Annotated in this window: 17 protein-coding genes; 8 read left to right on the forward strand and 9 right to left on the reverse strand. The window is 60.7% G+C overall.

What is annotated here, in order from left to right; genetic code table 11:
• Window positions 1–43: 43 nt before the first annotated feature.
• The 3 genes from BSZ35_RS19655 (at window position 44) to BSZ35_RS18425 (ending at window position 5,200) form a co-directional block, all read left to right on the forward strand.
• Window positions 44–367 carry a hypothetical protein gene (locus tag BSZ35_RS19655; protein ID WP_181149471.1) on the forward strand — a complete coding sequence of 108 codons (324 nt, stop codon included), beginning with the start codon at window positions 44–46 and terminating at the stop codon, window positions 365–367.
• Window positions 368–422: 55 nt separating this feature from the next.
• The gene (locus tag BSZ35_RS18420; RefSeq protein WP_181149473.1) at window positions 423–2,009 is read left to right on the forward strand and encodes an efflux RND transporter periplasmic adaptor subunit; all 1,587 of its coding nucleotides are present in this window, start codon (window positions 423–425) and stop codon (window positions 2,007–2,009) included.
• A gap of 68 nt (window positions 2,010–2,077) precedes the next feature.
• The gene (locus BSZ35_RS18425) at window positions 2,078–5,200 is read left to right on the forward strand and encodes an efflux RND transporter permease subunit (RefSeq protein WP_105014070.1); all 3,123 of its coding nucleotides are present in this window, start codon (window positions 2,078–2,080) and stop codon (window positions 5,198–5,200) included.
• A gap of 341 nt (window positions 5,201–5,541) precedes the next feature.
• Here the strand turns inward: BSZ35_RS18425 and BSZ35_RS18430 are convergent, their stop codons facing one another.
• The gene (locus BSZ35_RS18430; RefSeq protein ID WP_105014071.1) at window positions 5,542–6,132 is read right to left on the reverse strand and encodes a hypothetical protein; all 591 of its coding nucleotides are present in this window, start codon (window positions 6,130–6,132) and stop codon (window positions 5,542–5,544) included.
• 670 nt (window positions 6,133–6,802) lie between these two features.
• Between BSZ35_RS18430 and BSZ35_RS18435 the strand changes: the two genes are divergently transcribed.
• Genes BSZ35_RS18435 through BSZ35_RS18445 form a run of 3 tightly spaced genes read left to right on the forward strand, consistent with a single transcriptional unit; the run spans window position 6,803 to window position 10,142 of the window.
• Window positions 6,803–8,047, forward strand: a complete 1,245-nt coding sequence (locus tag BSZ35_RS18435) for a histidine kinase (protein ID WP_181149475.1) — start codon at window positions 6,803–6,805, stop codon at window positions 8,045–8,047.
• Entirely contained in the window at window positions 8,044–9,282 is a 1,239-nt protein-coding gene (locus BSZ35_RS18440) for a histidine kinase (RefSeq protein WP_105014073.1), read from the forward strand. The genes BSZ35_RS18435 and BSZ35_RS18440 overlap by 4 nt, the downstream gene beginning before the upstream one ends.
• Before the next feature lie 29 nt (window positions 9,283–9,311).
• A complete protein-coding gene (locus BSZ35_RS18445) occupies window positions 9,312–10,142 on the forward strand; it encodes a LytTR family DNA-binding domain-containing protein (protein WP_105014074.1) in 831 nt (276 codons plus the stop codon).
• 558 nt (window positions 10,143–10,700) lie between these two features.
• On the opposite strand, the gene BSZ35_RS18450 is transcribed toward BSZ35_RS18445, so the two are convergent.
• From BSZ35_RS18450 to BSZ35_RS18490, 8 genes are all read right to left on the reverse strand, one after another.
• Window positions 10,701–11,096: a hypothetical protein gene (locus tag BSZ35_RS18450; RefSeq protein ID WP_146110173.1), complete on the reverse strand. Its 396-nt coding sequence runs from the start codon at window positions 11,094–11,096 to the stop codon at window positions 10,701–10,703.
• 2,020 nt (window positions 11,097–13,116) lie between these two features.
• On the reverse strand, window positions 13,117–14,448 hold the full coding sequence (locus BSZ35_RS18460; RefSeq protein ID WP_105014077.1) for a CHASE2 domain-containing protein: 1,332 nt from the start codon (window positions 14,446–14,448) through the stop codon (window positions 13,117–13,119).
• Between the two features lie 42 nt (window positions 14,449–14,490).
• Window positions 14,491–15,060, reverse strand: coding sequence for a hypothetical protein (locus tag BSZ35_RS18465; protein WP_146110174.1), 570 nt, complete (start codon window positions 15,058–15,060; stop codon window positions 14,491–14,493).
• An 812-nt stretch (window positions 15,061–15,872) separates the two neighbouring features.
• Window positions 15,873–17,009, reverse strand: a complete 1,137-nt coding sequence (locus tag BSZ35_RS18470) for an alpha/beta fold hydrolase (protein ID WP_105014079.1) — start codon at window positions 17,007–17,009, stop codon at window positions 15,873–15,875.
• Window positions 17,006–17,611: a hypothetical protein gene (locus tag BSZ35_RS18475; protein ID WP_105014080.1), complete on the reverse strand. Its 606-nt coding sequence runs from the start codon at window positions 17,609–17,611 to the stop codon at window positions 17,006–17,008. The genes BSZ35_RS18470 and BSZ35_RS18475 overlap by 4 nt, the downstream gene beginning before the upstream one ends.
• A gap of 94 nt (window positions 17,612–17,705) precedes the next feature.
• A complete protein-coding gene (locus BSZ35_RS18480; RefSeq protein ID WP_105014081.1) occupies window positions 17,706–19,085 on the reverse strand; it encodes a caspase family protein in 1,380 nt (459 codons plus the stop codon).
• Window positions 19,086–19,248: 163 nt separating this feature from the next.
• A complete protein-coding gene (locus tag BSZ35_RS18485; RefSeq protein ID WP_146110175.1) occupies window positions 19,249–19,983 on the reverse strand; it encodes a hypothetical protein in 735 nt (244 codons plus the stop codon).
• 170 nt (window positions 19,984–20,153) lie between these two features.
• The gene (locus BSZ35_RS18490) at window positions 20,154–22,451 is read right to left on the reverse strand and encodes a caspase family protein (protein ID WP_181149480.1); all 2,298 of its coding nucleotides are present in this window, start codon (window positions 22,449–22,451) and stop codon (window positions 20,154–20,156) included.
• A gap of 676 nt (window positions 22,452–23,127) precedes the next feature.
• On the opposite strand from BSZ35_RS18490, the gene BSZ35_RS18500 reads away from it, so the two are divergent.
• Together BSZ35_RS18500 and BSZ35_RS18505 are read left to right on the forward strand one after the other, a co-directional pair.
• The gene (locus BSZ35_RS18500) at window positions 23,128–23,769 is read left to right on the forward strand and encodes a sigma-70 family RNA polymerase sigma factor (protein WP_105014085.1); all 642 of its coding nucleotides are present in this window, start codon (window positions 23,128–23,130) and stop codon (window positions 23,767–23,769) included.
• Window positions 23,770–23,830: 61 nt separating this feature from the next.
• Complete coding sequence (locus BSZ35_RS18505) at window positions 23,831–24,745, forward strand: hypothetical protein (protein WP_105014086.1); 915 nt, start codon at window positions 23,831–23,833, stop codon at window positions 24,743–24,745.
• Window positions 24,746–24,810 lie beyond the last annotated feature (65 nt).

The following is a 24,810-nucleotide window of genomic DNA, read 5'->3' on the forward strand; positions in this document are numbered from 1 at the left end:
TTTTCCGTTTCGGTTTCCCATTCAACAACGACCACTCTGCGTCATGAACCGCAGCTGGACCTCTTCGATTTTCACCGCTCTTCTTATCCTCGCACTCACCGTTATGCTTCCGGCCTGCGGGGGCGACAGTGAGGGCAGCCACTCACACGGTGGCGACTCCCACACGCACGCCGAGGGAAATGAGCACAGCCACGAAAATGGCGACCACGCTCACGAGGGTGATCACGCCCACGCGGACATCGCCAAGACCCGCCTGGATACCTCCGGGATGGAGGCCGACAGCACCCATGGGCACGAAATGGAGGGTAATCTCAGTCACGAGGAGGACAGTCATTCCCACGGCGGCGAGGAGCATTCACACGAGTAGGAGCGCGGCTTCTACTGCCGACACAGGCCCTTTCCGACCCAATTGTTTTCAGTCCATGACGCCATTGCTCCGTTTCGCCTTCGCCGTCTTGCTTGGAGCCAGCGTTTTGCTCACTGGATGTGGAGACGAATCGTCCGATGGGCACTCTCACGGCGAGGACACCCATAGCCATTCCGGCACGCAAAGCACGGAGGCCCACGATCACGCAAGCGGGATCTCCACGACGGCATGGTCGGAGGCCATCGAGATTTTCGCCGAGCATCCCGCTATGTTCGCGGGACAGACGAGCGCCCCCTGGGCCGTCCACGTCACCCGACTCGACGGCTCCCGCCCACTCACGGAGGGAGCGCTCACGCTGCGTTTTCGTCGCCCGGATGGCGCGGCGTACGTACACACGGTCGAGGGGCCGCCGGAACCCGGCATCTTCACGCCTCAGCCCACAATTCCGGAGGCGGGTACATTTCGCCTCTTCGTAATCGTGGAGGGAGTGCAGGTACAGGACACCGTCGAGGTGGGCGACCTCACCGTGTACGAAAGTGCGTCGGCAGCGCCTGCGCCCGAGGCCCGCTCGGCGGAGATCTCGTACCCGAAGGAGCAGCAGTGGGACGTGTCGTTTGAGGTTGCGGAAGCGCAGGAGCGGTCGATTCAACGATCCATTGACGCGTCCGGCATGATTGAGCCGGTCGCGGGGCAGTTTGCGAAGGTCGCGGCCCCGGTGAGCGGCCTCACGCCCGCCCGGGCGAACCTGGACATGCCGGCTCCCGGCGATCGGGTGCGCGAAGGACAGACGCTGGCGATCCTCAGCCCGTCGGGGGGTGACGGCTCGTACGCCGACCTGAAGGGGCGCGTCGAACGGCTGGAGCGGGAGGTGCGCCGGGCCGAGCGGCTGATAGAGGCAGAAGCGATTCCCCGAAAGCGGCTCGTGGAGGCGCGCCACGACCTGACGCTGGCTCGGGCAGCCCTCAATTCGATGGGACAGGCTGGTGAAAACGCTGCGTCACAGATGGCCTCGGCTTCCGCCGAGCCGACTCGGGACAGCACCGGCTTCAACTACCACCTGACGGCCCCGATTAGCGGCCGAGTCCAGGAGCGTCACCTGGCGCCGGGAAGCCGCGTGGGAGTAGGAACGGTGCTCTACACGATCGTCGATCCCAGCCGCGTCTGGATCCGCCTTCGCGTACCCGCCGAACACGCGGCCGCCACGAGCCGAGCCACCGGCGCCGTGTTCACCGTTGAGGGCAGCAGCCAAGCATACGAGGCGAGCCAGGTCGTCTCCACGGGCGCCTCCATTGACACAGACACGCGGACGCTTCCCGTCCGCCTCGAAGCCCCCAACCCGAACGGCGCGCTCAAGATCGGCATGATGGCCGACGCCCAGCTTCTTCTTGAAGAGACGCAGTCCGGCGTCGCCCTCCCCAATGAGGCCATCCAGACCGAGGACGGCCGGCCGGTGGCCTACGTGCAGACCGGCGGCGAATCGTTCGAGCGGCGGCCCCTTGAGCTCGGCCCCACCGACGGGCAGTACACCCTCGTCGAGCGGGGCATCCAAGCGGGCGAACACGTAGTCACCGACGGGGCCTACCAGGTCTACCTCGCCTCCCTGAACACCAGCCAGATGGCCGGGCACGGGCACCCGCACTGATCGGAGTTCGGAGTGCGGAACTCGGAGTGGGAATCGGCTCATCCTTTTCCATCCACGCAGGCAGCAAGATGCTTGATCGGACGATTCAGTGGGCGCTTACGAACCGAGTGACGACGCTCGTCGGCGCCATGCTTCTACTGGCGGCGGGCGGGTACGCAGCGCTGACAATGCCGGTGGACGTGTTTCCGGACCTGACGGCCCCGCGCGTGACGGTGATCACCGAGTCGCACGGGATGGCCCCGGAGGAGGTGGAAAAGCTGGTGACCTACCCGATCGAGACGGCTGTCAACGGGGCGGCAAGCGTGCGGCGCGTACGGTCCAGCTCCGCGCAGGGCTACTCCATCGTGTGGGTCGAGTTCGAGTGGGGCACCGACATCTATCAGGCCCGCCAGATCGTGAGCGAAAAGCTCCAGCTCGTTGGGGGGCAGTTGCCGGACGGGGTGGACGCCCCCGTGATGGCTCCAATTACGTCCATCATGGGCGAAATCCTGCTGGTTGGTCTCACCAGTGACGATCATTCGATGCGCGAGGTACGGACGGCTGCCGACCGCGTCGTGCGCCGCCGGCTGCTGGCCGTGGATGGCGTCGCGCAGGTGATTCCCCACGGCGGCGAGGTGAAGGCCTATCAGGTGATCGTCGATCAGGAGCGCCTGCGCACGCTCGGACTCTCGCTGTCGGCGGTGATGGACGCGGCGGAAGGATCGAACGAGAACGCGGCGGGGGGCGTCTATCAGAAAGACGGGCGCGAGGTGCTCATCCGCGGGATCGGGCGCACCAACGAGATTCAGGAGATCGGGGCCACGGTGGTGACGAGCCGTGACGGGGCGCCGATCCGGCTTCGGGACGTGGCGGAAGTCAAGATAGGCACCCAGCGGCCCCGCCTCGGCACCGGATCGGTCAACGGCGAATCGGCGGTCATCGTCTCCATCCAGAAGCAGCCCGGGGCCAATACGCTCGAACTCACGGAGCGGGTCTCCGGCGAACTCGACCAAATTGAGCAGCAGCTCCCTACTGGGATGGAGGTGAACCGCTCGATCTTCCGGCAGGCCGACTTTATCTCCCTCGCGGTCAGCAACGTGATCGAGGCGCTGCGGGACGGGGCGCTCCTCGTCATTCTGATCTTGTTCCTCTTCCTATGGAACGTGCGGACGACGGCGATTTCGATTCTCGCCATTCCGCTCTCGCTGTCCGTGGCGATGGTTGTGATGTACGGCCTCGGCATCACGATCAACACCATGACGCTCGGGGGCCTGGCGATTGCCATCGGGGCGCTCGTGGACGACGCGATTATCGACGTGGAAAATGTCTTCCGGCGGCTCAAAGAAAATGCCCAAGCGCCTCCCGAAGAGCAAAAGAACATCCTGCGGGTCGTGTACGAGGCGTCGATGGAGGTGCGGGGCCCCATCCTAAACGCCACGCTCATCATCAGCGTGGTCTTCGTTCCCCTCTTCTTCCTCTCCGGCGTGCAGGGACGGCTTCTGCAGCCCCTGGGGCTGGCCTACATCGTGGCCATTCTCGCGTCGCTATTCGTGGCCGTGACGGTGACGCCGGTGCTCTGCTACTACCTGCTCCCGCAGTCCTCTACAGTCCAAGAGGACGAGGAGACGTGGCTGGTACGGAAGCTGCACAGCACCTACCGCGCCACCCTGGACTGGGTGCTGGGGCACTCCCGGTTTGTGCTTGGGGCCGCTGCCCTCCTTCTGGCCGTCACGCTCGCCACCCTCCCCTTCCTCGGGCGCGGCTTCCTGCCGGACTTTCAAGAGGGAACGCTCGTCATCAGTGCCGTCACGGCGCCGGGGACGAGCCTGCAGGCCTCCACCGACATCGCCCAGAACATCGAGGAGCGGCTGCTGGGACACCCGGCCGTCGAGGCCACCTCCCGCCGCACCGGCCGCGCTGAACTGAGCGCTCACGCACAGGGCGCCAATGGATCCGAGATTGACGTGCGGGTGGACCTTTCGGAAATGGAAATGAGCGAGGTCACCGCCGACGTACGGGCCCGCCTTTCCTCGATTCCAGGTACCAACATCACGATCGGCCAGCCCATTGGGCACCGCATCGACCACATGCTATCGGGCACGCGAACGGACATTGCCCTGAAAATCTTCGGCCCGGACCTCTACCAGCTGCGCGACTTGGCGGAGGAGATTCGGGGGGCTGCCCAGGGCACGCCGGGCCTCGTCGACCTGTCCGTGGAGCAGCAGGCCGATGTCTCCCAACTCCGCCTCTATGCGAGGCGGAAGGAGATGGCGAAATACGGCGTCACCCCCGGCCGCTTGAATCACGCCATCGAGGCGCTGGTGGGCGGAGAAGCCATCTCGCAAGTGCGCGAGGGACAACAGACCTTCAATCTCACCGTGCGGCTCGACTCCGCCCGCCGGGCCGGTGCAGAGTCCATCCGCAACGTGCTCATTGACACGCCAGCCGGCCCGAAGGTGCCGGTCTCGCGCCTCGCCACCGTGCAGCACGAGCGCGGCCCCAACACCATCAGCCGCGAGGACGTGCAGCGCAAGATCGTGGTCTCGGCCAACATCCGCGGACGGGACGTGGGAAGCGTTGTGGCGGGCCTACAGCAACGCATCGGGAATCAGGTCGAGCTTCCGGAAAACTACTACTACGAGGTTGGCGGGCAGTACGAAAACGCCCGGCAGGCCTCTCGGCGAATCGGGTGGCTTTCTCTCGTCGCACTCTTGGTCGTCTTCCTCCTTCTCTATCAGGAGTTTGGCAGTGCCCGGGCCGCGGCGCTCGTGCTCGTCAACCTGCCGCTCGCCCTCACCGGCGGGGTGGCAGCCCTCTTTCTCTTCCTCGGCGGCACGCTCGACATCGCGGCGATGGTCGGATTTGTGACCCTCTTCGGCATAGCCGTGCGCAACGGTATCCTCCTCGTAAGCCACTATATCAACCTGCTCAAGGAGGGCAAATCGCTCCGCGAGGCCGTCGTGCAGGGATCGCTGGAGCGACTCAATCCCATTTTGATGACGGCCCTCACGGCGGGCCTCGCACTCATCCCACTGGCGCTGGGCGGCGGCGAGCCGGGGAAAGAGATTCAGACCCCGCTCGCCATCGTCACCATCGGGGGCCTCCTCACGTCCACGCTGCTCAACATGGTCGTCGTTCCGGTGCTCTTCGACCGGTTCGGAGACGAAGAAGCTCTTCGATCGGCAAGCGAGAATGCCTCGCTAGAAGACTGATCTCCGCTGAGATCAGTTGAGTGGTACTGGGAAGTACTTCCCTTTCAAAAACTTTCGTCTCAGTGCTTGTCGGTCGAGTGGGATTTTGCCTCAATCACATCAATCTTCGATCCTGAGAGCCGATAATCGGTCCGTTGTGACTGAAAAAGTGGGCCGACACGGCCTTGAACCGACCTTCTACAGAATCTCTTCGTGGGCGTCCTAAGAACGGAGCATTCCGGAAAAAAGTCGAGGCGGCCTCGGTCTGCATAACGGGCTTTGTCATTGCCGTCCAGCTTTGATACCGATGGCCCGTAAAATCTTCCTTTACGAGCCAACGGCATCTGCACGTACGCTCCTGCTCAGTTCTTCTTCAGTTTCCGAATACGAAGGGCCTCTGCCCGACGCACATCCTCTAGCGACAGCCGCTTGGTTCTAATGGTCTGTTCCTTGAGCTCCGGATACCTGTCCAGGTAGAATGCGGCGAGGCTACTGTGGGTGGCCTGCCTCGTTTTTTGGGACTGAGATTTTCCATCCTCAACGAGTCTCTCAAGAGCCTTCAGATCCCCAATATTGACGAGAGCCGAGAGCGCCAACAGCCGCTGGCCATCGGCAGGTCCACTGCGGTAGACTTCCAAAAGGTCTGGAACGAGGTTGGTGAGTTCGACTACTGCACCGGTCCCGGTCTCGTTGGCGATGCTCAACTTCTTTTCCTCGATCGACTGAAGACTTACGGTACATGTTTCGCCACAGCCTGCCAGGGCAATCACGTCTACGAGAGCGCGTTCCCGCTGTATAGGCTGATCACTATGGAGACCATTCCGAAGGTGTTGGATAAGGCTGGGTGGGCGATCCGCCTGAGCGGTCGATCGTTGAATGGGGACCATCAGGAGAGCCCCGCCAAACAGCGCGGCGGCGAGAAGGTGAGATCCTAGGGAGATGAAGAGTTTCATGGCGGTACGGGGGTATGGATGATTGAATGCGGTCGGGGTGTCCGCCTCTTTTTGTGTCCAAACGGGCCCGTTTGAGGACGAAAGAACGGCTCGGGTCGGCTCTAAGGTATCTTGAGCTCCGTGCCCGCACAAGCGCAATGCAACAAGTGGCGTTATCTGGTTGCAAAGCCCCAGAAACGTGTCACGAAGCGAAAACGCCCCGCCCAATGTGATCGAACAGGTTTTCACTGGCTTCCTTTTCGCTTCATGACGGCTTGTTGCCACTTATCGCCTCCGAACTGCAATTCGTATCAGAGCAGTGGACGCGCACTGGCAGGAGGAGTATTATCTGAGACCACACCGGACCGAGCATGGCCTCCTCCGGGGGAATCGACAGGTTGCACCAGAAACCAATTCCGGGCTACCAGGCCTGTCCTATTTTTTTGATTCACTCCCCCCACCATTCCCTGCTTTCCTGCTCTTACCATTCGATCGTCCTTCCTCCTCTGCCTCGTACTCGCGCTACTGCTTGGCCTCAGCAGGACAGGGGCCGCTCAGTCTCAGGCACTGGCCAGTGAAGTCTGACATCAGGATCTGGAGGCCCTGGAAGGATCTGGAGCCCTGGCCCGGGGCATCGAAAGATCTCCCTCACCCCGTCAGTGACGCCCCTCCTGTTCGATTGTGAATGCCGATGACGCAAACGCTCCGCTGGCCGTTTCTTTTTTCGTCGTTCTGGGTTCTCCAGGGAATCGGATGGGGAACGTACGCCCTGCTGTGGTATCTGGCGTCTTTTCCTATCTACGAGCAAATCGACGCCCCCCTTTACGTTGGGGTCGTTCGAGTCGGGTATTACGTGGGGATCGGGATCGCGGTCACACTCATGCTTCGTACCCTGTACCGCCGCCTATGGAAACGCGGGGCCTCCTTGACCGCTCTCCTCACGCTGTCCCTCGTATGCTCCCTGTTCGGGTCCGGGACGTGGCTCTTTCTTTTCGAAGGTGTGAAGTGGCCCCTGGACACTACCCCCTTCTCCGGGGCCTACGGGGCCTCGAACCTCTGGTACTTTGCCCGGCCAGTAGTGAGCAATACCATTGTTCTTCTGGCGTGGAGCACCCTCTACTTTGGCATCAAGTATCAGCGCAACCTTCTTGTCCAGCAGGAGCGCACCTTCCACGCCGAATCCCTCGCCCGAGAGGCCCAGATCCAAATGCTGCGCTATCAGCTTAATCCACACTTCTTGTTCAATACTCTCAATACCCTGCTCACCCTGATCGGCGAAGACGATGATCGGGCAAAGCAGTTCGTTCACGAACTCGCGGGCTTTCTTCGGTACTCGCTGCTGGACACCGACACTCACACCGTTCCGCTCCACGAGGAAATCGCGGTCATCCGTTCCTTCCTGTCCATCGAGAAGCTTCGATACGAGGAGAACCTCCAGGTCAAGTTCGACATCGACCCGGCTAGCGAATCAATGCAGATTCCTCCCTTCCTCGTCCAGTCCCTCATCGAGAACGCCATAAAACATGGCCGGGCGACCGGGCCCACCCCACTGCAAGTTCGTCTTAGCACGAGCAAAGAGGGAAACGTCCTGCGAATCGACGTCACAAACACCGGCCGGCTCCCCTCATCCTCCTCCCGGAGCAAACACGGCGGCATTGGGCTCAAGAACGTGCGGAAGCGACTCCGGAGCCTCTACCCTACCCGCCACTCGTTCTCTCTTCAGGAAGAAGACGGATGGGTCCATGCCCGGGTTGTCATTCAGGATTCAGGAGACGAGCAATCGCGTCGACATTCGTCAGGGAAGAAGGACGGACGCGATTGGGCTCGCCCCGGCCCTCCCCCGGACGCCCCGCCCCGATTGTCCTACTCGGAGCATAGAGATATTCCCTCTGACGACTCCCCGCGTCTTTCTCCCTCTTCCTCGTACACCTCATGATCTTCCCTCATCTCACGGACCGATGGTGGCACAGTCACCTTTTCCTCTGGCTCTTCTGGACGGGGGCGGCTTTCCTGTTTGTGGGAATGCGCTACGTGGCTCCCTTCCTCGTGGGGACCGACCTGCCCGACTGGTCCAATCAGCGGTGGATCGTTCTCGGCTGGATGATGTGGATTCCGATGACCTACATCGCCGTGGGGATGGCCCGGCTTTTTCCGCTGAACACGCCGCGATGGCCCCTCTACGTGCCTCTTCACGTCGTTGGGACCATCGTTTGTAGCAGCATCGGCGGGGTGCTGTGGATTTCACTCATTTGGATGCTCAGCGGCGGACAGATTGTCTTCACCGAGCGCCTGCAGGCCGCATTCGTCGGGGCCGTGCCTATCGACTCTATCATTTACTTTGCCGTACTCGCCGGCGTTTACGGCTTCGATTACTATCACCTGCACAAGGAGGCTCAACGTCGCACGGAGCGGCTCCGCGCCGAACTGGCCGAGGCGGAGCTGACCACGCTCCGCACGCAACTCAATCCACACTTCCTGTTCAACGCCCTCAACGCCGTGGCCGCTCACATTCGCGAAAATGCATCGGAGGCAGTGCAGATGGTCGCCGAGCTCGGCGACTTTCTACGGTCCGTTCTCGAACTGGGGGGCAAGCACGCCCTCTCCATTGACGAGGAGATCGGCATGCTAAAGCAGTACCTGGCGGTCCAACGCAATCGTTTCGGCGATGCGCTGGACGTGACGGTTGAGATCGATCCCAACACAGGCGACGCGAAGGTGCCAAGCCTGCTGCTCCAACCCCTCGTTGAGAACGCGATCCATCACGGCATCCGGGCGCGGCACGATGGCGGCCGCATTTGGGTAACTGCCTGCCGGACCGACGGCACCGTTCAACTGCACGTAATGGACGACGGGCGGGGTCCCCAAATGAGCGGAGCAACGCTCACGAAGCGCGGCATCGGCCTCCAAAACGTCGAAATGCGGTTGCGGCACCTGTTTGGGCGAGCGTATTCCCTGTCCCTCGGGCGACAGGAGCACTCGGGCACGATGGTCACGGCCGTCAGCATCGAGGTTCCCTATCGAACCGAGATCCTTGTTCCAGAGGCCCGAGAGGAGACGCACGCGGGCCTCCGCCCCGAGCGCCACGAGACGAGCGTGTCTCTTCGAACGAGTCGAGGGGAGCGCGTTACAGAGGGCTCGCCCACCAACGGCACGGCGCCCACGCTCTTCTGATTCGTCCTTCCTCTTATTCGCATACCGCCATGGATGCTCTTCGTGTTCTCGTTGTTGATGACGAAGCGCCCGCCCGAAAGCGCCTCACCGACCTCGTGGAGGACACCGATGGCATCACGCTACTGGCAGCGTGTAGCGACGGGCGTTCGGCCGTCGAGCAGATCCTCCGCAACGACGCGGAGCTCGTCTTTCTGGACGTGCAGATGCCGGAGATCACCGGAATCGAGGTGGTGCGGCTCGTGGGACCGGACCGCATGCCGCCGGTCGTCTTCGTGACCGCCTACGATCAGTACGCATTGAAAGCCTTCGAACTGGCGGCCGTCGATTACCTGTTGAAGCCCTTTAGCGACGATCGCTTCCGGCAGGCCGTCGAGCGGGCAGCCGAATACGCGCGGCATCGTTCATTCGAGGAGTTGAGCGGCCGCATGATGGATCTGCTCCGTTCGGCTGGCCGGGCCGACCTGGACAACGGAGAATTGGCCTCCGACCCGTCGATCGAACAGGGCGACCGCGAGGCCAACTCCTCTCCCCTACTCGAACGGATTGCGGTGGAGCGTCGAAATGAAATCGAGCTCGTGCCCACTGAGGAGGTAGTCTACTTTGAGGCTGAAGGGGCCTACGTTAACGTTCACACCGACGAGCGCATTCACCTCATCCGTGAGCGGATGAAGACGCTTGAAGAGCGTCTGCCTTCTGGCCAATTCTGCCGCATCCACCGATCAACCATCGTCAACCTCGATTGGGTCGAGGCCCTTGAACCGACGGATCCCGGGAACGTCGTGGCGCGCCTTACGACTGGAAAGCGCCTTCGGGTAAGTCGGAGTCGGCGCAAGGAGATGGAAAAACGACTCGGCTTGTAAGAAACGCCCCTTCGCACTGATCCCACATCCGGCGACCTGGAGGACGGACCGTCTATATGGAGAACCGTGCAGCCCCACAGTCCAGAATAGCGACGTGTCCCCGCTCTGTCACTCATCGTACCGGAGCGCGGAGCTGTCGTCCACCGCACGACCGATACGCGGCGGGTCTGGGTCTTTTCACCGGCGGTAAGGCACAGGAGGCAGAAGCCGCTCGCGAGGCCCGAGGCGTCGAGACGCGCGGTCTGCGCCTCTCCGGCGGCCGGCGTACCGCGGTAGACCGCGCGGACCCGCTGGCCGAGCATGTTGTTGAGAGCGTGAGGCGGTTCCCCGATTTCCGCCGGTTGATGCAGTTGGCGGGGGCGAATGTCGTAGAGCTTAACGCCTGCTTTCTTGAGAACGGGCTCCCATGACAACACCCCAAACACATGTCTAAAACATGTTTCAACAATCGCTCTGCAACGCGCCTATAAACCTCCTCCCTCTTCTTCGATTCCACTTTCTCGGACCTCATGAAAAGGGACTCGTCGCATCCCACCAGAATAGAGTCCTATTGGGAGGTCAGTCGGGAGCCTCTTTGTCCCCATACTCTTTTTCCCCATCACGGCCGGAAAGTCGGTCTAAGAGCTCATTGATTTTCTCACGAACGGCTGCCGAGTCCACAATCACTTTCGGATGGGGATCGTGAAGCAGTTGCCGGTTCAGTTCTAAAGACCGGCGGATTGCGTTTTTGTCGTCACCAAGATCGAAAGGCGCAATCCTGATTGAGGTGTCTTGATTTTGATTTTCCGAATCGCCCCGATCTGAGTCGCTGGGGTCAGGCGTATGGAGGTTGCTGCTCATTTTAAGTACATAAGAGAAGTAGGCTTTCCGGCAGAAATGAGGTTTTGGCCACAGGCTGAACGGCCTCACGGCGATGCCGCTTTTGGGTTGAATGACTCTGTGTTTGAGGGCCACGCGACCGAAAGCCCGATCACTTCTTTAAAGTCGAGAGGGAGCATGACCTTTTTGTCCGGTGCCCCAGCTCGGCGATACATGTAGATCTCTTGCCGGGTCTCTTCCCTCCGATCTTTTGCGTACTCGACTATGTCGGCCGCAATGGTTTGGGCTACAGGTGCGGGCACGCCCTCGAATTCTCGGGTGTGGATCTCCTCCTCAGAAACGGACATCATCGAGTCGGGAGACTTAAATGTAATTCGGAGGATCACCGGCCGTGGAACGGCCCGTTGTGAGGCGGACACAGAGTTGGAGGCGCCAGGACGGTCGAAATGAATTATTTGGCCCTGCAAGAAGAGAGGAAGTGGCTCCCACAAAACCGCTTTCAATAGAGTCAAACCTATTGGCCTCAAGGGAATAGCTATGGATTATGTGCATGTGGGGAAAGACACCACATGCCGCAAGAAGCGGATGAAACTAGAGATAGGTTTCGGTGCAGAACGTCTCGTGAGGAGAGTTCGCTCTCGGTAGCCCCTCCCTGTGGATGCGCGCCTTGCCGTAGGGTCGGGGGCCTGCATTACACGTCTGACGACTTTCCACCCGATAGGAGCCGGTCAGGCAGTAATTTCCTCTGGAGGAGACACCTTTGTCCTTTGGATCCACCGGTGTCCTTTAAGCCCCTAGTCCTTCAGGGTCGACAGCGTGCCAGCCGTCTAGTGCCAGCCACTTAACGTGGGGGTTCAGAGGAGCGCTCCGAGAGCCTTGTCAACAGGCAAACTGGCTAACAAGAAGCTGGAAGCGCTTCCAAAAGAAGAAAAACGAAAAGCCCGTCTCGTGGGGGCCAGAGACGGGCGCGCACGGGACAAAGGGCTCACACAGAAAAAGCCCACTGAGGCCGATTACGACTTTCGGCTGTAGCGAGCTTGAAAAACTATCATCACATGTCTACTACCATTGTACAAATATCGTCCCCCGGGTCGTCAAGGAATGCCTATGACGAAACAGTGAATCCATATAGAAAATCCACAGGAGACGGGCTTATGTGCGCAGAGGCGTTCATGGGCGTAGGCCCGTCGGATCGTTCGGGTCAAGTGATCTCCCATGGCTTGTGGATTGCCGCCCATAGACACGGGCTTCCCATGATCGCCCCTTCTACCTCACACCTTCTCGCGCGAGAATGAAGGAACTCCGACGAACGGTTCCACATGGGTTCATCGGATGGTTTCGATGGCGTTCCTATCGGGTCCAAAGGGACGTATACCGGTCCCTTCACCGATCGGCACGAGTGAGGGATGTGGTCTCTTGTGGCCCAAAAGGGCTAAATTCTCACGCTAAAATCTCGCAGACCTGCCTGTCCTTATCGGTTCGCCAGACGCGAGAAAACCCGTACATCCGGATCGCCTCCGCGATGTTATGCACGAGGAAATTAATAAGAAGTCCCCCAGAGAACTGTTTTCGGTGGGAGATTGGGGAAAAAGGTCGTCATCCATTCGAACGGATTCGCGCGATCAAACTGGCTGCTTTCATAGCGCGAAAGGTCCAGCGGCAAGGAAGAGATGTGAGCGGCAAGCGCTCTCGGACGCAATAACATGTGCATTGTGTTCTCCCCCGATAAACGCCAAGTTTCCCAGGCTAGAACGTGTGCCGGGGAGAGCCCAATGTGATCGACATTCCAGGTCCCAATGTTCGAACCTGGACCTTCCAGGCATTCAGAATCAAGAATCGATTCTGGAGATCGACAACGCACCTTCGGCATGGTAGCCTCGACAGTTCAACTGTAGACTCTGCCCCGCTGACACGCCATCAGAAATGCGGCCCGTGATGTTTTAGGCGAGCCCGCGTCCTCAACGGTGAACTTGTTTAACGCTGCCGGTAGTACCCCGATGTCCGCGCCATTAAGGAGGCAATTCGGAGGAATGGGGAAACGACCCTTTGCACAGGCTCGCTGGCGTGGTGAACCTACTTTTCTTGGCCTAGGTGTCCTGAAGCTCGACGCTTGCGGTTCTTCGTCCCCAGTTCGAGGCGTTTGGTTCTATGTGTCTCAGCGCGGCGTCCTTGAGTCCGGCGACTCTGCTTCCGTGGTCCGCACATCCCGCACTTCACCTCCATCAGCGGGTGGTAGCTCGGAGAGTGGATTCTCAGAAGAGACCTCCTTCCCGCTACGACCAGACCGAAGGAGACGAGTTAATAACACCCGTGCGGCGGTGCCCCTTCTGTAGAACCAGTGGCGATGCCGAACCCCCTCAACGAAAAGGGTTAGAAGGACGGCCAGGAGCAGCACCGGGAGGTGGAACCGGAAGACAAAGTATGTGGCCAGCGAAATGAGAACCAGCCAAAAGGTATTCTCGATCCCCTCGGCTCCCAGTTTCTGAAGCCAGGCACGGAATCCGGAACGTGTCCCCATCCTCCCTGTCTCTTGTTTGCGCTCGGCCTGTACAGTGGACTGGGGAGATGGCCCGAGTTCCCAACTCAGGCTGTACCACGTGAGGCCCACCAGCGCCCCCCAAAGGAAAAAGAGGAGCCAAGGAGAGAGAACGTGATCGCCGTGGCGGAGAGCAAGGTAAAGGTTAGCGAGCACGAGGGGGCCAGGCATGGGGCCAAGCACAGTGTCGTGGATGTCCAGATTGCGGCCGAGTGCCCCGATCACCACAATACGATCCTTGAAATAATGTCGCACCGCCGTCGTGTCCGTTAGGACGGAGAGAAGCTGGCCCAGCGGAAGAGGAGCCGGCATCGCCTGTACAGGTAGACGCAGGTCCGGAATGAATCTCGGAAGGCGCAGCAGACCAAGTACCGGCTCGCTTGGATGCAGAACGCGATGCATATGAAGCGGGATCGTCGCCCGATCGCCATCGACGAGGGAGAATCGGACGAACGTGTTGCCGTCCTGAGAATACTGGGCGAGGGCGCGTGGCGCATCGACGGCTAAGTTGACAGGAGTGCCGGAAGCGTCGAGCGTGTACGGGATGACGAGGTTGCGAACGCCCTCAATGGCGTCCTGCAGAGCCGCGTCGTGCGGAGACGGATCGAGAAACAAGATGTCACAGAGGACAAATCGGTGGACGTTCGTATCAGCGAGAAGACGAAAGAGCGCCGTGAGCTCTGCCCTGTCGGTGATGGGACGCTCCCCGATTGGGAACCCTTCGTCGTCGACGGCCTCGACGAGCATGGGGTCGTAGGCCGTGTCGATGAATATAAACTCGTCCCAGGCGTGCTCCGGAGCGCGCGCTATCGCCCCGTGAATGATCGACGAGACTTGTACCAGAAGCTTCTCATCCTCGAGGGGAAGCCCGTACCGGAGCCACCCGAGCGCGAACAAGAGGAGTGCGGTGCCGAACACGACGCTGTGAGGAAGCCAGGACTGTCGCAGCATGAGACGAAGCGGATGAGAGGGGGTTGCTCGAAAGACCCGGGTTTATGACTGTCCCAGGTGTTGATCCATCCAGGCCTCTACGTGCGGGCGGTAGGGAGTGCCATACGCGTCCTGAAGGAAGCCATAGACCTCCCGTCGAACGTCGTCGAGGGGACGGTCCTGCGCGCGCACCACACGCACCAGAGCGCGCACCTCTTGCGCCACCCGCCCAGGGGAAGGGGCAACTGGATGGACCGCCGCCAGCAGGCGCGTCTCTTCGGGCGACACCCAGTGGAGCATGACGGGCGGTGGGGCGGTTCCATGCTCTTCCGAAGTCACCAGGAGACCCATCAGTGTGTCCGGCACGATGCGCAGGTGACCCGCCGCAACGCGTACCTCTCGGGTTTCCTCCCCTCCCACGGATCGGAAAATCAGGCGCCCTCCAGTTTCCAGTCGGTGTTGGAGCGTCCCGGCTACAGGCACTTCGTGGACATCGAGCATCAGATACCGCGGAACGTCAAAGTGACGGCGCACGTCGAGGAGGGTGCGCAGCGTATCCGGACGCGGCGCCCCCCGGGTATGGAGCTGACGCTGACTGATTGGATCCATCAGCACCGTGCTGACGACAGCCAACCAAACCTCAGACGATGATCGGGACGTTGTTAGTTTCGCGGAGCCGGCCTGAGGACGAACGAGGATTCTTCCCAAGGTGGGGCAGAGCGCCAGGGTTCGGTCATTCGAAGAGGCGAATTGCAGGGTGTCTGTGGGGGTGAAAGAGTCCCCGGGAACCAGGATTGTATCCTGTCCTGTGTTTTCCGCCGAAGCGTGCCATACCGAGCCGCGCACGTGAATCACCGTGCAGGGTTGAGCCAACACCGGCGCCGGACCCAGAAGAGCGGCAAACAGACAGAGGTTCGTCAGCAATGCCAGGTGCCAGTGAAATCGGAGACGGAAACGAAAACTCCTAATATTGTGCATGCGAGCCGGGGACGGACTGGACAACTAAAGTGGAAAAAGACCTTCGTGAGGAGAACAATACTATTATGCTGACGAGTCCGTCGCTTTCGCCATCTGCGACGTACAGAGGCCGACCTCACTTCTCGGTCCCATCAAATGAGAGAGAAAGAGGGCAAAGTGCTACGCGAACTGGCCTTACTCCATCAAGAGGGCGAGGATGAGGCAAAAGAGGGTCACTGCCTCGTCAAGTGACAGATTGAGGTTCAGCCCCTCATTGCCTCCCGAATCTTGTTGAGCGTCGGGCGACTGACGTGGTCAAGGCCGCGCGCCCCGCCCTCGGGTCCACAGGCCGACAGCACGACCTAGAGAAAGGGGACCCCTTGTCGGCTTTTAATAGAGTCGAGCCACAGCCTTGCGATCGGGTCGGGCTAGACCAACAGGAAGTACAAATACCGAGATTGAGGAAAAACGTCTCCGACACCGAGCTGTTACGGGACACGCAGTCGATAATACATCATCTGGGTCGAGAGCTGAACGGCGTCGAGTGAGCGCTCCCGAGCGCCCAGTCCCTCGATCAGCAGGCGGTAGAGATCTCTAATCACGTGATTGCTGTCGGCGAAGTACGCGTGCCCCAGCATGTCGTCGCCCGCCCCACTTACGTCCACGAAGTCCACGTGCTCACCCAGATCCAAGGCCCGTGCCCCAAGCCGTTCGTTGCCGTTGAAGAGGCGCGAGATCGACAGCGCATTGTCCTGGGCCGAGGCGTAAATGGTGATGCGCGTATCCGGAGCCGACAGCCGGGGCAAAATCTGTTCGACAAACACGTCTGCATCAATGTCAGGAGCCGCGAGAATGACCTCTTTGACCTTCCGACGCTCTTCCAGCCCGTGCACCATCATCAACTCCGAAAGCGCCCGTACGCCCCCGCGTGACCCCATGCTGTGAGCGACGAAGTACACCCGCTCGATATCCGCCTGCGCCGTCAGCAGGTGCAGGAACGACACCATGTCTGGCACGCTCCACTCGACGTTGTCCTCGTCGTGGGCATAGCCCGTCACAGTGCCCCGGGACGGCCAGCTGAAAAAGAGAACCGGCCCAGGAAATGCCAGGTCGTACTTGAGCTGTCCAGCTCGGCGCGCAGCCTCAGCAAAGCTTACGTTGTATCCGTGAACGAACACCAGTGCCTCTTTTCGGCTCGACCGGGCCCGCGCCAAGACGCGATGCACGAAATCCGTTTCGGCCATCACGGCCACGTCCTGCACGGTCACGTGTCGGGAGGGGTCTTCCCGAAGCTCAAGCCGCCAAATCGAGGGACGCTCAATGTTGCCAACACGGTGACGTTGCGGAATGCTTACCGTACACGTGCCAAAGACGAGATCGCCACGCTCCGCGCCAAACACCAGTGCGTCTCGCCGGTCCGCCGGGGCGCGATCTGTCCCGTAGAACACCTCCACAACCGTGTAAGGCTCAGACGAGGTCGACTGCTTCGTAGCAGGAGTCGTCTTCGGTGGGGTGTTGGTGCCGGGCGACACGACCTCGTTTGAGGTGCCGCACCCGATGAGGAAAATTCCAATCCAGAGGAGTGGAAATAGGGTCCGAATGGTGTCCGGAGAGTGCTTCTTCATTGTGATTCTTCTGCCTCCTCGTCTTCATCCTCTACCGTTTCGAGGTCCGCCTGCAGCGTTTTGTAGTCATTGAGGAGGTCGTCAATGTCTCCCCGCGCGTCCAAGACCATCTGGATGTTCTTTCGGGCCCGGTTGAAGCCACGGACGGCCCTGATCTGTTGGAGTCTCCCGAGCTCCCGGGGATTCAGGTTGTCGATGAGCGTCGAAAGGCGCTCCGTTTCCGAAACGAGAGTCGGGAGTGACTGAAACGCCTCCATCGTCATGAGTCCCAAAAAGTCGGTATCCTCGGTAGTCTCAAGGCTGAGCTCTCCTTCTCGGTACCGACTGGAGGTCTCTCGAAGTTGGTAGAGCCGTCCGGCCTGCAACGCAGACCGACGGAAAACGTCATCGAATGCTTCACTGCCAATGACCGAGTACTCGAAATCGTCGTCTACGTAATCGTAGCGGTCCCGGTCTTCAAAGGATCGCAGGTCTTCATGGATCTCTGTCAGTTGGATCGATTCGACCCCTGCTCGCTTCAGCAGGGATGCAAGGCCTGGCCCTGCACCGATTAGTAACGAGATGGAAAGGGTGAAAGTCGAAACTAGACGGGTGGATAGCATCGGAGTCTTTGGGTGTGGATGCGCAAATATTCGGAATAGGAGGTTGATGCTTCAGCACGGATGTAGGTGGTGGGAGTGAGATTTGCCCAGCGGATCACGGGAGGCGACGGAGCAATGCCCGGGCGCGATCGTCTCCGCTTTCATGCCGTCGTTCCAATGCGGCGCGGGCCTTGTCGTACCCTTGCTCGGCCGCCTGGTAATACCACCGCCGAGCATTGGCCTCATCTTTTGGACGGCCCCGGCCGCTTTCGTAGACGAGCCCGAGCCGAAACTGTCCTTCGGCGAGTCCCTGCTTGGCGGCCCGTTCGTAAAGGTCGGCCGCTCGCGCATCGTCCTGGCGACGTCCCCCAAATCCCCCACTGTACATTCCCCCGAGGAAATACTGGGCCTTTGCGTGGCCGCGCATTGACGCGAGTTGAAACCAATCGGCTGCTTTCTCTGGATCTTCTGAAACCCCGCGTCCTGCCAGATACATCGTGCCGAGATAATACTGGGAATCCATATGCCCAGCCCGTGCCGCCTTTCGAAGCAGGGGAAGGGCCGATGCATAGTCCTTGCGGTTGTAGTAAGAGCGGCCGTCGCGGACCCACCGCTCCACTTCTCCTGCCGACACAGCAGTAATGGGATTGTCGGGCTCACTTCCCGCTTCGGGGTCGGTAAAGTAAAACGGGAGAACATAGGAGGCCGAAAGCCACGGGCTCTGTGCCTGATTGCTCGCTTCGCGGACACGACGAGTGACCCGACGCATCATCTCCGCAGCCTCGATTCCAGGGCGCTCCAGCTCCGCCAGAAGCGCCTTGGTGAAAAGCCCATTGCGTCCCTCCACGTTATCGCTCGCAACGGCACCCGGCGCCGTCCCATATACCACCAGGGTTCCCCCCATCATGTCCCCCGAGGGAATGGCCCACCCCCCTCCGGCCCCTTCCCCTGTGACATTGTCCGGGAACGGATTGCTTCGGCAGGCATCGAGAACGATCACCTGATTGGTGGCACGGCTCAGCGCGCGAAGAACCTCTTCAAGAGGAACGGCCTCTTGATCGATGCGGAAATCACCGCCCTCAAGATCAGCGACGTCCACCGGAACGAGATAATTTTCCCCCTTCACCTCTACCCCGTGCCCCGCGTAGAACAGGAGTGCCACCTCGGCCCCCTTTGCTTTTTTCGCAAAAGCCCGAACCGCCTCATACATGTTTGCACGGGACTGATCCAGCCGTTTGATGACATCGAACCCGAGGCGCTGAAGTGCCGCGGACATGTCCTCGGCATCGTGAACCGTGTTCTGCAACGGCGAGATCGAGGTGTATTCCGCGTTACCGAGTACGAGAGCAACGCGCCCTTCTCCGGGCTCGGTCGATGCGATGGTTACGCCGCGGCCATCCTCGATCTGCCCACGGACCGCGGGCACACAAAGAGATAGCGGCACCACCAGCCAAAGTAACACCAGGACCCGGGGGCTCCGGAAGGATTCGACCATCGTTCTATAGATTTTAAGACCACTGTGGATGAGGCTCCCTATCGGCACGCTGGATTGCCTTCGGACTCGGCACCGAATCTGCGTCGTCACGGCAAGCGGAGAGGGAAACTTAGCTCCCCCTCCCCACCCTGCCGCGGCCCCTTGCTGTGCTTCTGATTAGGGATCAGTTCGTGGCTCCGTAGTACCCATTCCAGATGGAGCCGAGGTTGCGGACGTAAAGACGGAAGCTGCCGGTGTACCGAGGCGTCCATCTCAGGATACAGTAGTCGGTGTAGTCCGTATCGGAGTCGATGAGGTTACCATTATGATCGTAGACGTAGCAGTCGAGGTCAGTATCGCCGTCCCCACGAACTCGCACCTCCGCCAGCTCTCCCCCACGGAAGCTCCCCAAGTTCCACCGGTCCGTACTCCGCGCAGAAACGCGGTCGCTGAAGGTGCCGGGCTTCGGAATGCGGCCCCGGTCCTGCCCCATCATCGACTGCGTTTGGTCGACCATCGCTGTTACGGATTCGTTGCCTTCTGCCATCTCCCGTGCCGCGTTTAGCAGGCCCTCCGGCGTAAAATCAACATCTGGACGGGTCTTCTCGCCCGTGTCCGGCGCTCCCGCCTCGCCCTCTCTGGTCGCCTCGGATTCTTGGGCACCGGCATTGATGAGGATCCGTGCGGCCGTTACGAGTGCCATCGGATCCCTCTCTGTCAGACCATACGTAGCCAGCTCAGCCGCGGTCTCGACGTAATCCATGGTGGGCGAAGGGGCGGTGGTCGCCTTACCCTCAACGGTTAGGGCATTCGACCCGTTGTCTTGCTGTGCATAGCTTGCGTACGGGGCGTAAGCCATCACCGAAAGCAGCATCAACGCGAGTGCCAAAGGGTGCCAATAGGCGTTAATCGAATTCATGGTAATCTGCTCGGATTGATTGAGAGAGGAATGAGGTAAGACCCGAGCGCCGAACGCTCGGACACTGCGTAGAAGCCACCATCGTGATGAGATTGTCAGGCAAATTGCCAGACACCTTCACCAGACACGAACATCGAAAATAGAATGAGTGTAGTGAACGAGCCGCTATTTCATGGAGCACTGATCATGGGCGCGCGATTGAGCGACCAATCAGTGGGAACAGACTGACTGAATCCTCGCGTCCCATCTCCCGTGTTCAAGAACAGCCGGGCCAACGCCGTATCCTCCCTCGGACCACGGTTCCCACTCGTGCCTCGCGGTGTGCCTTGGAAATTGAAGACGCCGCGGGGATCGGTGATCGGCTCTGCCGTCGTCAGCAGAAAAAACGTGTCGACGTCTGGACGCCCGTCCCCGTCCCCATCCGTGCTTGTGAAGAGAGAGCCGGAACCCGGAATCGTGAAGCGTATCGGATCCGGAATGTCGTCCAGAAGATCTATGTCGTTTTCGACATTCTCGCCCCCGTAGAGCAGATAGCCATCACCCTGACGAGTAATGGCGAATAGATAGAGGTGTCGGAGCGCCCTGTAGGCAAAGCTCGACTTGACCGCCTGAAGCGCTGCCGAGTCTGCCGCGACAACCGCACGATAGCGGTGCTGCCAGCGCAGCGTGTCGTCGAGTGCCACAAAGGCACCGCTATCTGCGTCTTCGAAGCCAATGAGGCGGTACGGAAAGCTTCCGTCGGGGGGCGGGCTTTCAAGCTGTATCCAGCCCCATACGCGATTCAACCGTTTCGCGTATTCCGCTAGTTGTGCTGCTGCGGCCGTGGGATTGCTTGCAGCGACAGGGGCAACGCTCGGCGGCATGGCTGGTGAACCGCCGGACTCGGTGGCGGGAGCATAGATCCATCCATAATCCAGCCTCGCTGAGACGCCTCGTCCCCCCCGTCCGACAAGCACGTAGTGGGCCGCCGTCCCCTTGCTGGTAACCTCAATACTCCCCCCATCGCTCAGCGCAGCCTGCAACGCCTCACGGAGAGCAGGTGGGGGAGGAAAGTGGACATAGAGGCGGACCTCCTCCGCCCCGCGCAAGACCCTACGTGCGACCTCTACGTCCGGCAAGGGACCGCCAAGTTCCACTGCGACGTCGCCGCCATCCGTGAGCATCCACGTCCTGCCGGTCCACTGCACCACGTGCGTCGGTGGCGTAACCGTAGGATCGCCCACAAGCCTCACGTGTTCTTCAGTGTCGAGGGCAGCAATGCTCTCAGTCGCAGGCAGGATTCGGGCTGTCGGTAGGGCTGGAGGCATCCACATGCGCAGAGGAGCCGCAGGGCTTCCAACCCAGCGCGTCACGGTCATCATTTGTCCTGGACTGAGCTCTGCGGCCGCGCCTCTCGTCACCGTTGCTTCTGATCGGGCCAGCCCCTCCACCCTCTTCACCGTCACGCAGAGCGTCGTATCAGGGGCCCGGACGCGTTCGTCGCGCACAGCACACAACTCGCAGTCGGGACGCAGCCCGAGGGCAAGTCCTCCCTGTAGGATGACCGTTCGGCCCTCCGTCTCAATTACGGCGACCTGGGGACTCGAACGAACCTGTCCACGCGTAGCCCCACCAAAGAGGGGACCGGAGAGACGGACGGACTGACCTGCAAGGACTGGCTCCTGTGCAAAGCCGTGTCCCTTCATTCGCGCTCTCACTCGTGTAAATACGTCACGTGCAGGCGTGTCCGGCGCTGCGGTCCGCAGCACTGAGGCCAGCGCCCAGCTAAAGGCACCGTGTGGCGTTCCGTCCCCATCTTTCAGCTCTTTCGCCAGTTCGTTGTCCTGCGCTGCTGAGATCACAAGGGCAGCGGGATGGTCCTGCGGTGGAGGGGGAAGAGCCCCTCCGTCGCTAATGACCTCCGAACTCGGCTTCAGGCTACGGGCCTTACCAGGCGTGACTCCCCGCGTGACGGAGCCGCTGTGGCAACTATCAAAGAGAATCGTCACCTCGGCCCCCGTCGCAAGTAGTTCTTGGAAGAGCACCCGCAACTCCTTGTCCCGGATGTCAGGCACACCGAGGCGTGCGTCGGCGGGGACAATGGACTCGTCCCGCCCATCGGCCTCCTTGGACTCGGTATTTCGGACTTGCGAGCCGTGACCCGCATACATGAAGACGACGGCGTCGCCCGGGCCAGACTCCACAATCAGGTCGCGCAGAGCCTGCAGAATCCCCTCCCGCGTCGCATCAGTGTTAAGGAGAAGACGGACCTCTTCTTCGTCGAAGCCAAATCGCGTAGTCAAGAGCGCACTAAGGGCGCGGGCATCGTTAACGGCCCCATCGAGATCAGTCCATCCTCGCACGCTCCCCCGCTCGGCTTGCTCCGTCGATGCATCTCGGCTTGCGAGGACCGTCCCCTGCTGTGCCTCCGCCGTGTACGTATCAATGCCGATGAGGAGGGCGCGGCGGACCTGGGCCCGAGTATCCATCGGTGAAAATACACACAGTGCCGCCAATCCCCCCAGCGCGACCCCTAAGCCCACGGTTCGAAGCAGAGCAACTGTAATGAATCGGAACGGCATCATGTGTTCAAACACCAGAATTACGTACAGTTAGGGGACGAGGAGGACCGGCCTTTCATTCGTGTTCGGCCAGCCGGTCCGTGGGAGAAACCTCGTCAGTCACCAGGGTATGCTGACCGGATCGGGCAATTTGCCACGGCCAACCGATTTGCAGCGAAGAAGTCAACGCTCGGACTTCAGCGCTATGCTCGGCTCCATGAACGAGTGCTCGACGGTTCGACGGAAAGCAACAGAGTCGACGACGTGCTCAACGCCAGCATACGGTCCTCATTTTTCCGGGTCGGTGACGTTAAAATGGGCCGTTGACGTTCTCCCCGGCGCGCCACTGGTACAAGCCCACATTATCTAACGCGAGCTCCACGTTGACTAAAAACTCCAATGGGGAAGTCTTCCTCAATAAACACTTTTTATGTGACGCCTTCTGCCGGACGAAGGCGATCACACATTGAGGAGCTATCTCTTCTCTGGGAGGCCCCATAGAGGTCCGGAAGGATGTGTTTGCTGCGATATGTACAGCCCCCCTCTCAACAATTTGTTGTGACAGCGTCAAATCTGAGCGCTGTGCCAGCATATTCGAATACGCATGCGAGAGTCTCCCTCATCAGAATCCCCGGTCGAAACTCATCAGTCCCGAGCTTCTCGCCCTTCTTCTGCACTCGCCCCGCGAGAGCGGCTCCGTCAAGTAGAACTTGACGACCTGCTCTCCCGCCTTCTTTCTGTGGCCGAGGGCCTGCACTGGTACGTGCTCCGTTCGTACCGAGGGGCTCCAGAACCGCTCGACCTGGTACAGCAGGCCGTCGCAGACGTGCTCGACGGGACGCGTTGCTGGCCCTCACACGTCGACGCATTCACGATGCTATGCGGTGTGATGCGGAGCCGGGTGAGCAACTTTGCTGCAAGACAACGCCCGTTGGGCAGGTCCCGTCTTGAACCGCAGACGGGAGAGGGAGGCCGCTACGTCTATTTTGACGACCATCCAGCTGACCCCACCATCATCCTCCGTTCCTCCAACGCACCGGACAACATCCTTCTGAATGAGGAGCTTCGAGACCGCATCCGTCAGTTGGTCGCCGGGGACGATGAACTCGAACGTATAGTTGAGCTCCTTTTCGACGATCCGTATTACGGCGCCGCCGACCTTGCGGAGCAGCTTGAGACCAGCGTCAACGGAATCTACAATGCCCGGAAGCGGCTGCGACGCCGTCTTGACTCCCTGCGCCCGTGAACGGGAGCCCTTCGCGGTGCAGCCGGACGAACCACATTCAACTTTCCCGATCTTTTGCCGGATGCCCGACGACACGCCCGACATGCCCCTTGACGGCCGCCCTGAAAACCACACAGGGGCCAACAATAGCGCGAGTGCTGAGCTTGACAGTCAGGCGCGCCGGTGGCTCCAGGCCCAGGTTGACCGTCTCGGGCGAGATCCCGACATCGTGCTCCTCCTTCCCAGAAAGGAGGTCGAAGCATCTGTGCGGGCACGAGACTTGACGGCCCTCACCTCCCAGACCCGCGACCGAATCGGGAGCTCGCGTCCATCAACGAGGACGCCCTCCTCTTCAGCCGATAATCGTGCGTCCCGGTCTGCAAGAGATCGCCAATCGACCACGAGGTGGGCACCGATGTGGCGAACAGCGGCTGGGGCTGCCGTTCTCGTCCTCCTCATTGTTGGGATATGGTCGATCGGTCACTTCACGCAGCCGGCAACGCAGCCCCTCGCGTCCCTGGCCCCCCTCCAGGACGAACTGGCACTCGTCGCGGCGTCCCCGGATCTCGAAGTGAAGAGCCTTACGCCTCGTGGTACCGAAGACTTGCGCAGAGGTGTCCGGGCCCTTCGAGCGGCAGCCCCGCACCCGCTTTCGCCCGTGCCTCGATCTGACGCCGCACGAGCTCGGGAGGCCGCCGCTGCACTGGACGCTGCGTACCAGGCGTTTTCGCCCCAGCCGCCCAATACGCCCGTTCCCCCTGCTCTATTTACCGTCCCGGGTCTTGCCCTCGACGCTCCCCGAGACCTTCCCGACGCTCTCGACACGACGGGAGATCTCGCGGCTTTTGCCGCACTGCTGGCAGCGAAGGCCCACCTGATGTTAGGCGACGCAGAGACGGCCCGTCAGTGGCTGGGTCGCATCGAAGACGTCTCCCCTTGGTACGATCTCGCCTGGAAACTCGACGAACAGATCGATGCCCTCAACCGCCCGAATTGACTCTAACGAAATCTCCCGTCCGCTCTCCCCCTGCCAATGCCCTCCACGATGAAATCCCTCCTTGT

Origin of the sequence: Salinibacter sp. 10B (genome assembly GCF_002954405.1) — a bacterium.
Taxonomy (GTDB): Bacteria; Bacteroidota; Rhodothermia; order Rhodothermales; family Salinibacteraceae; genus Salinibacter.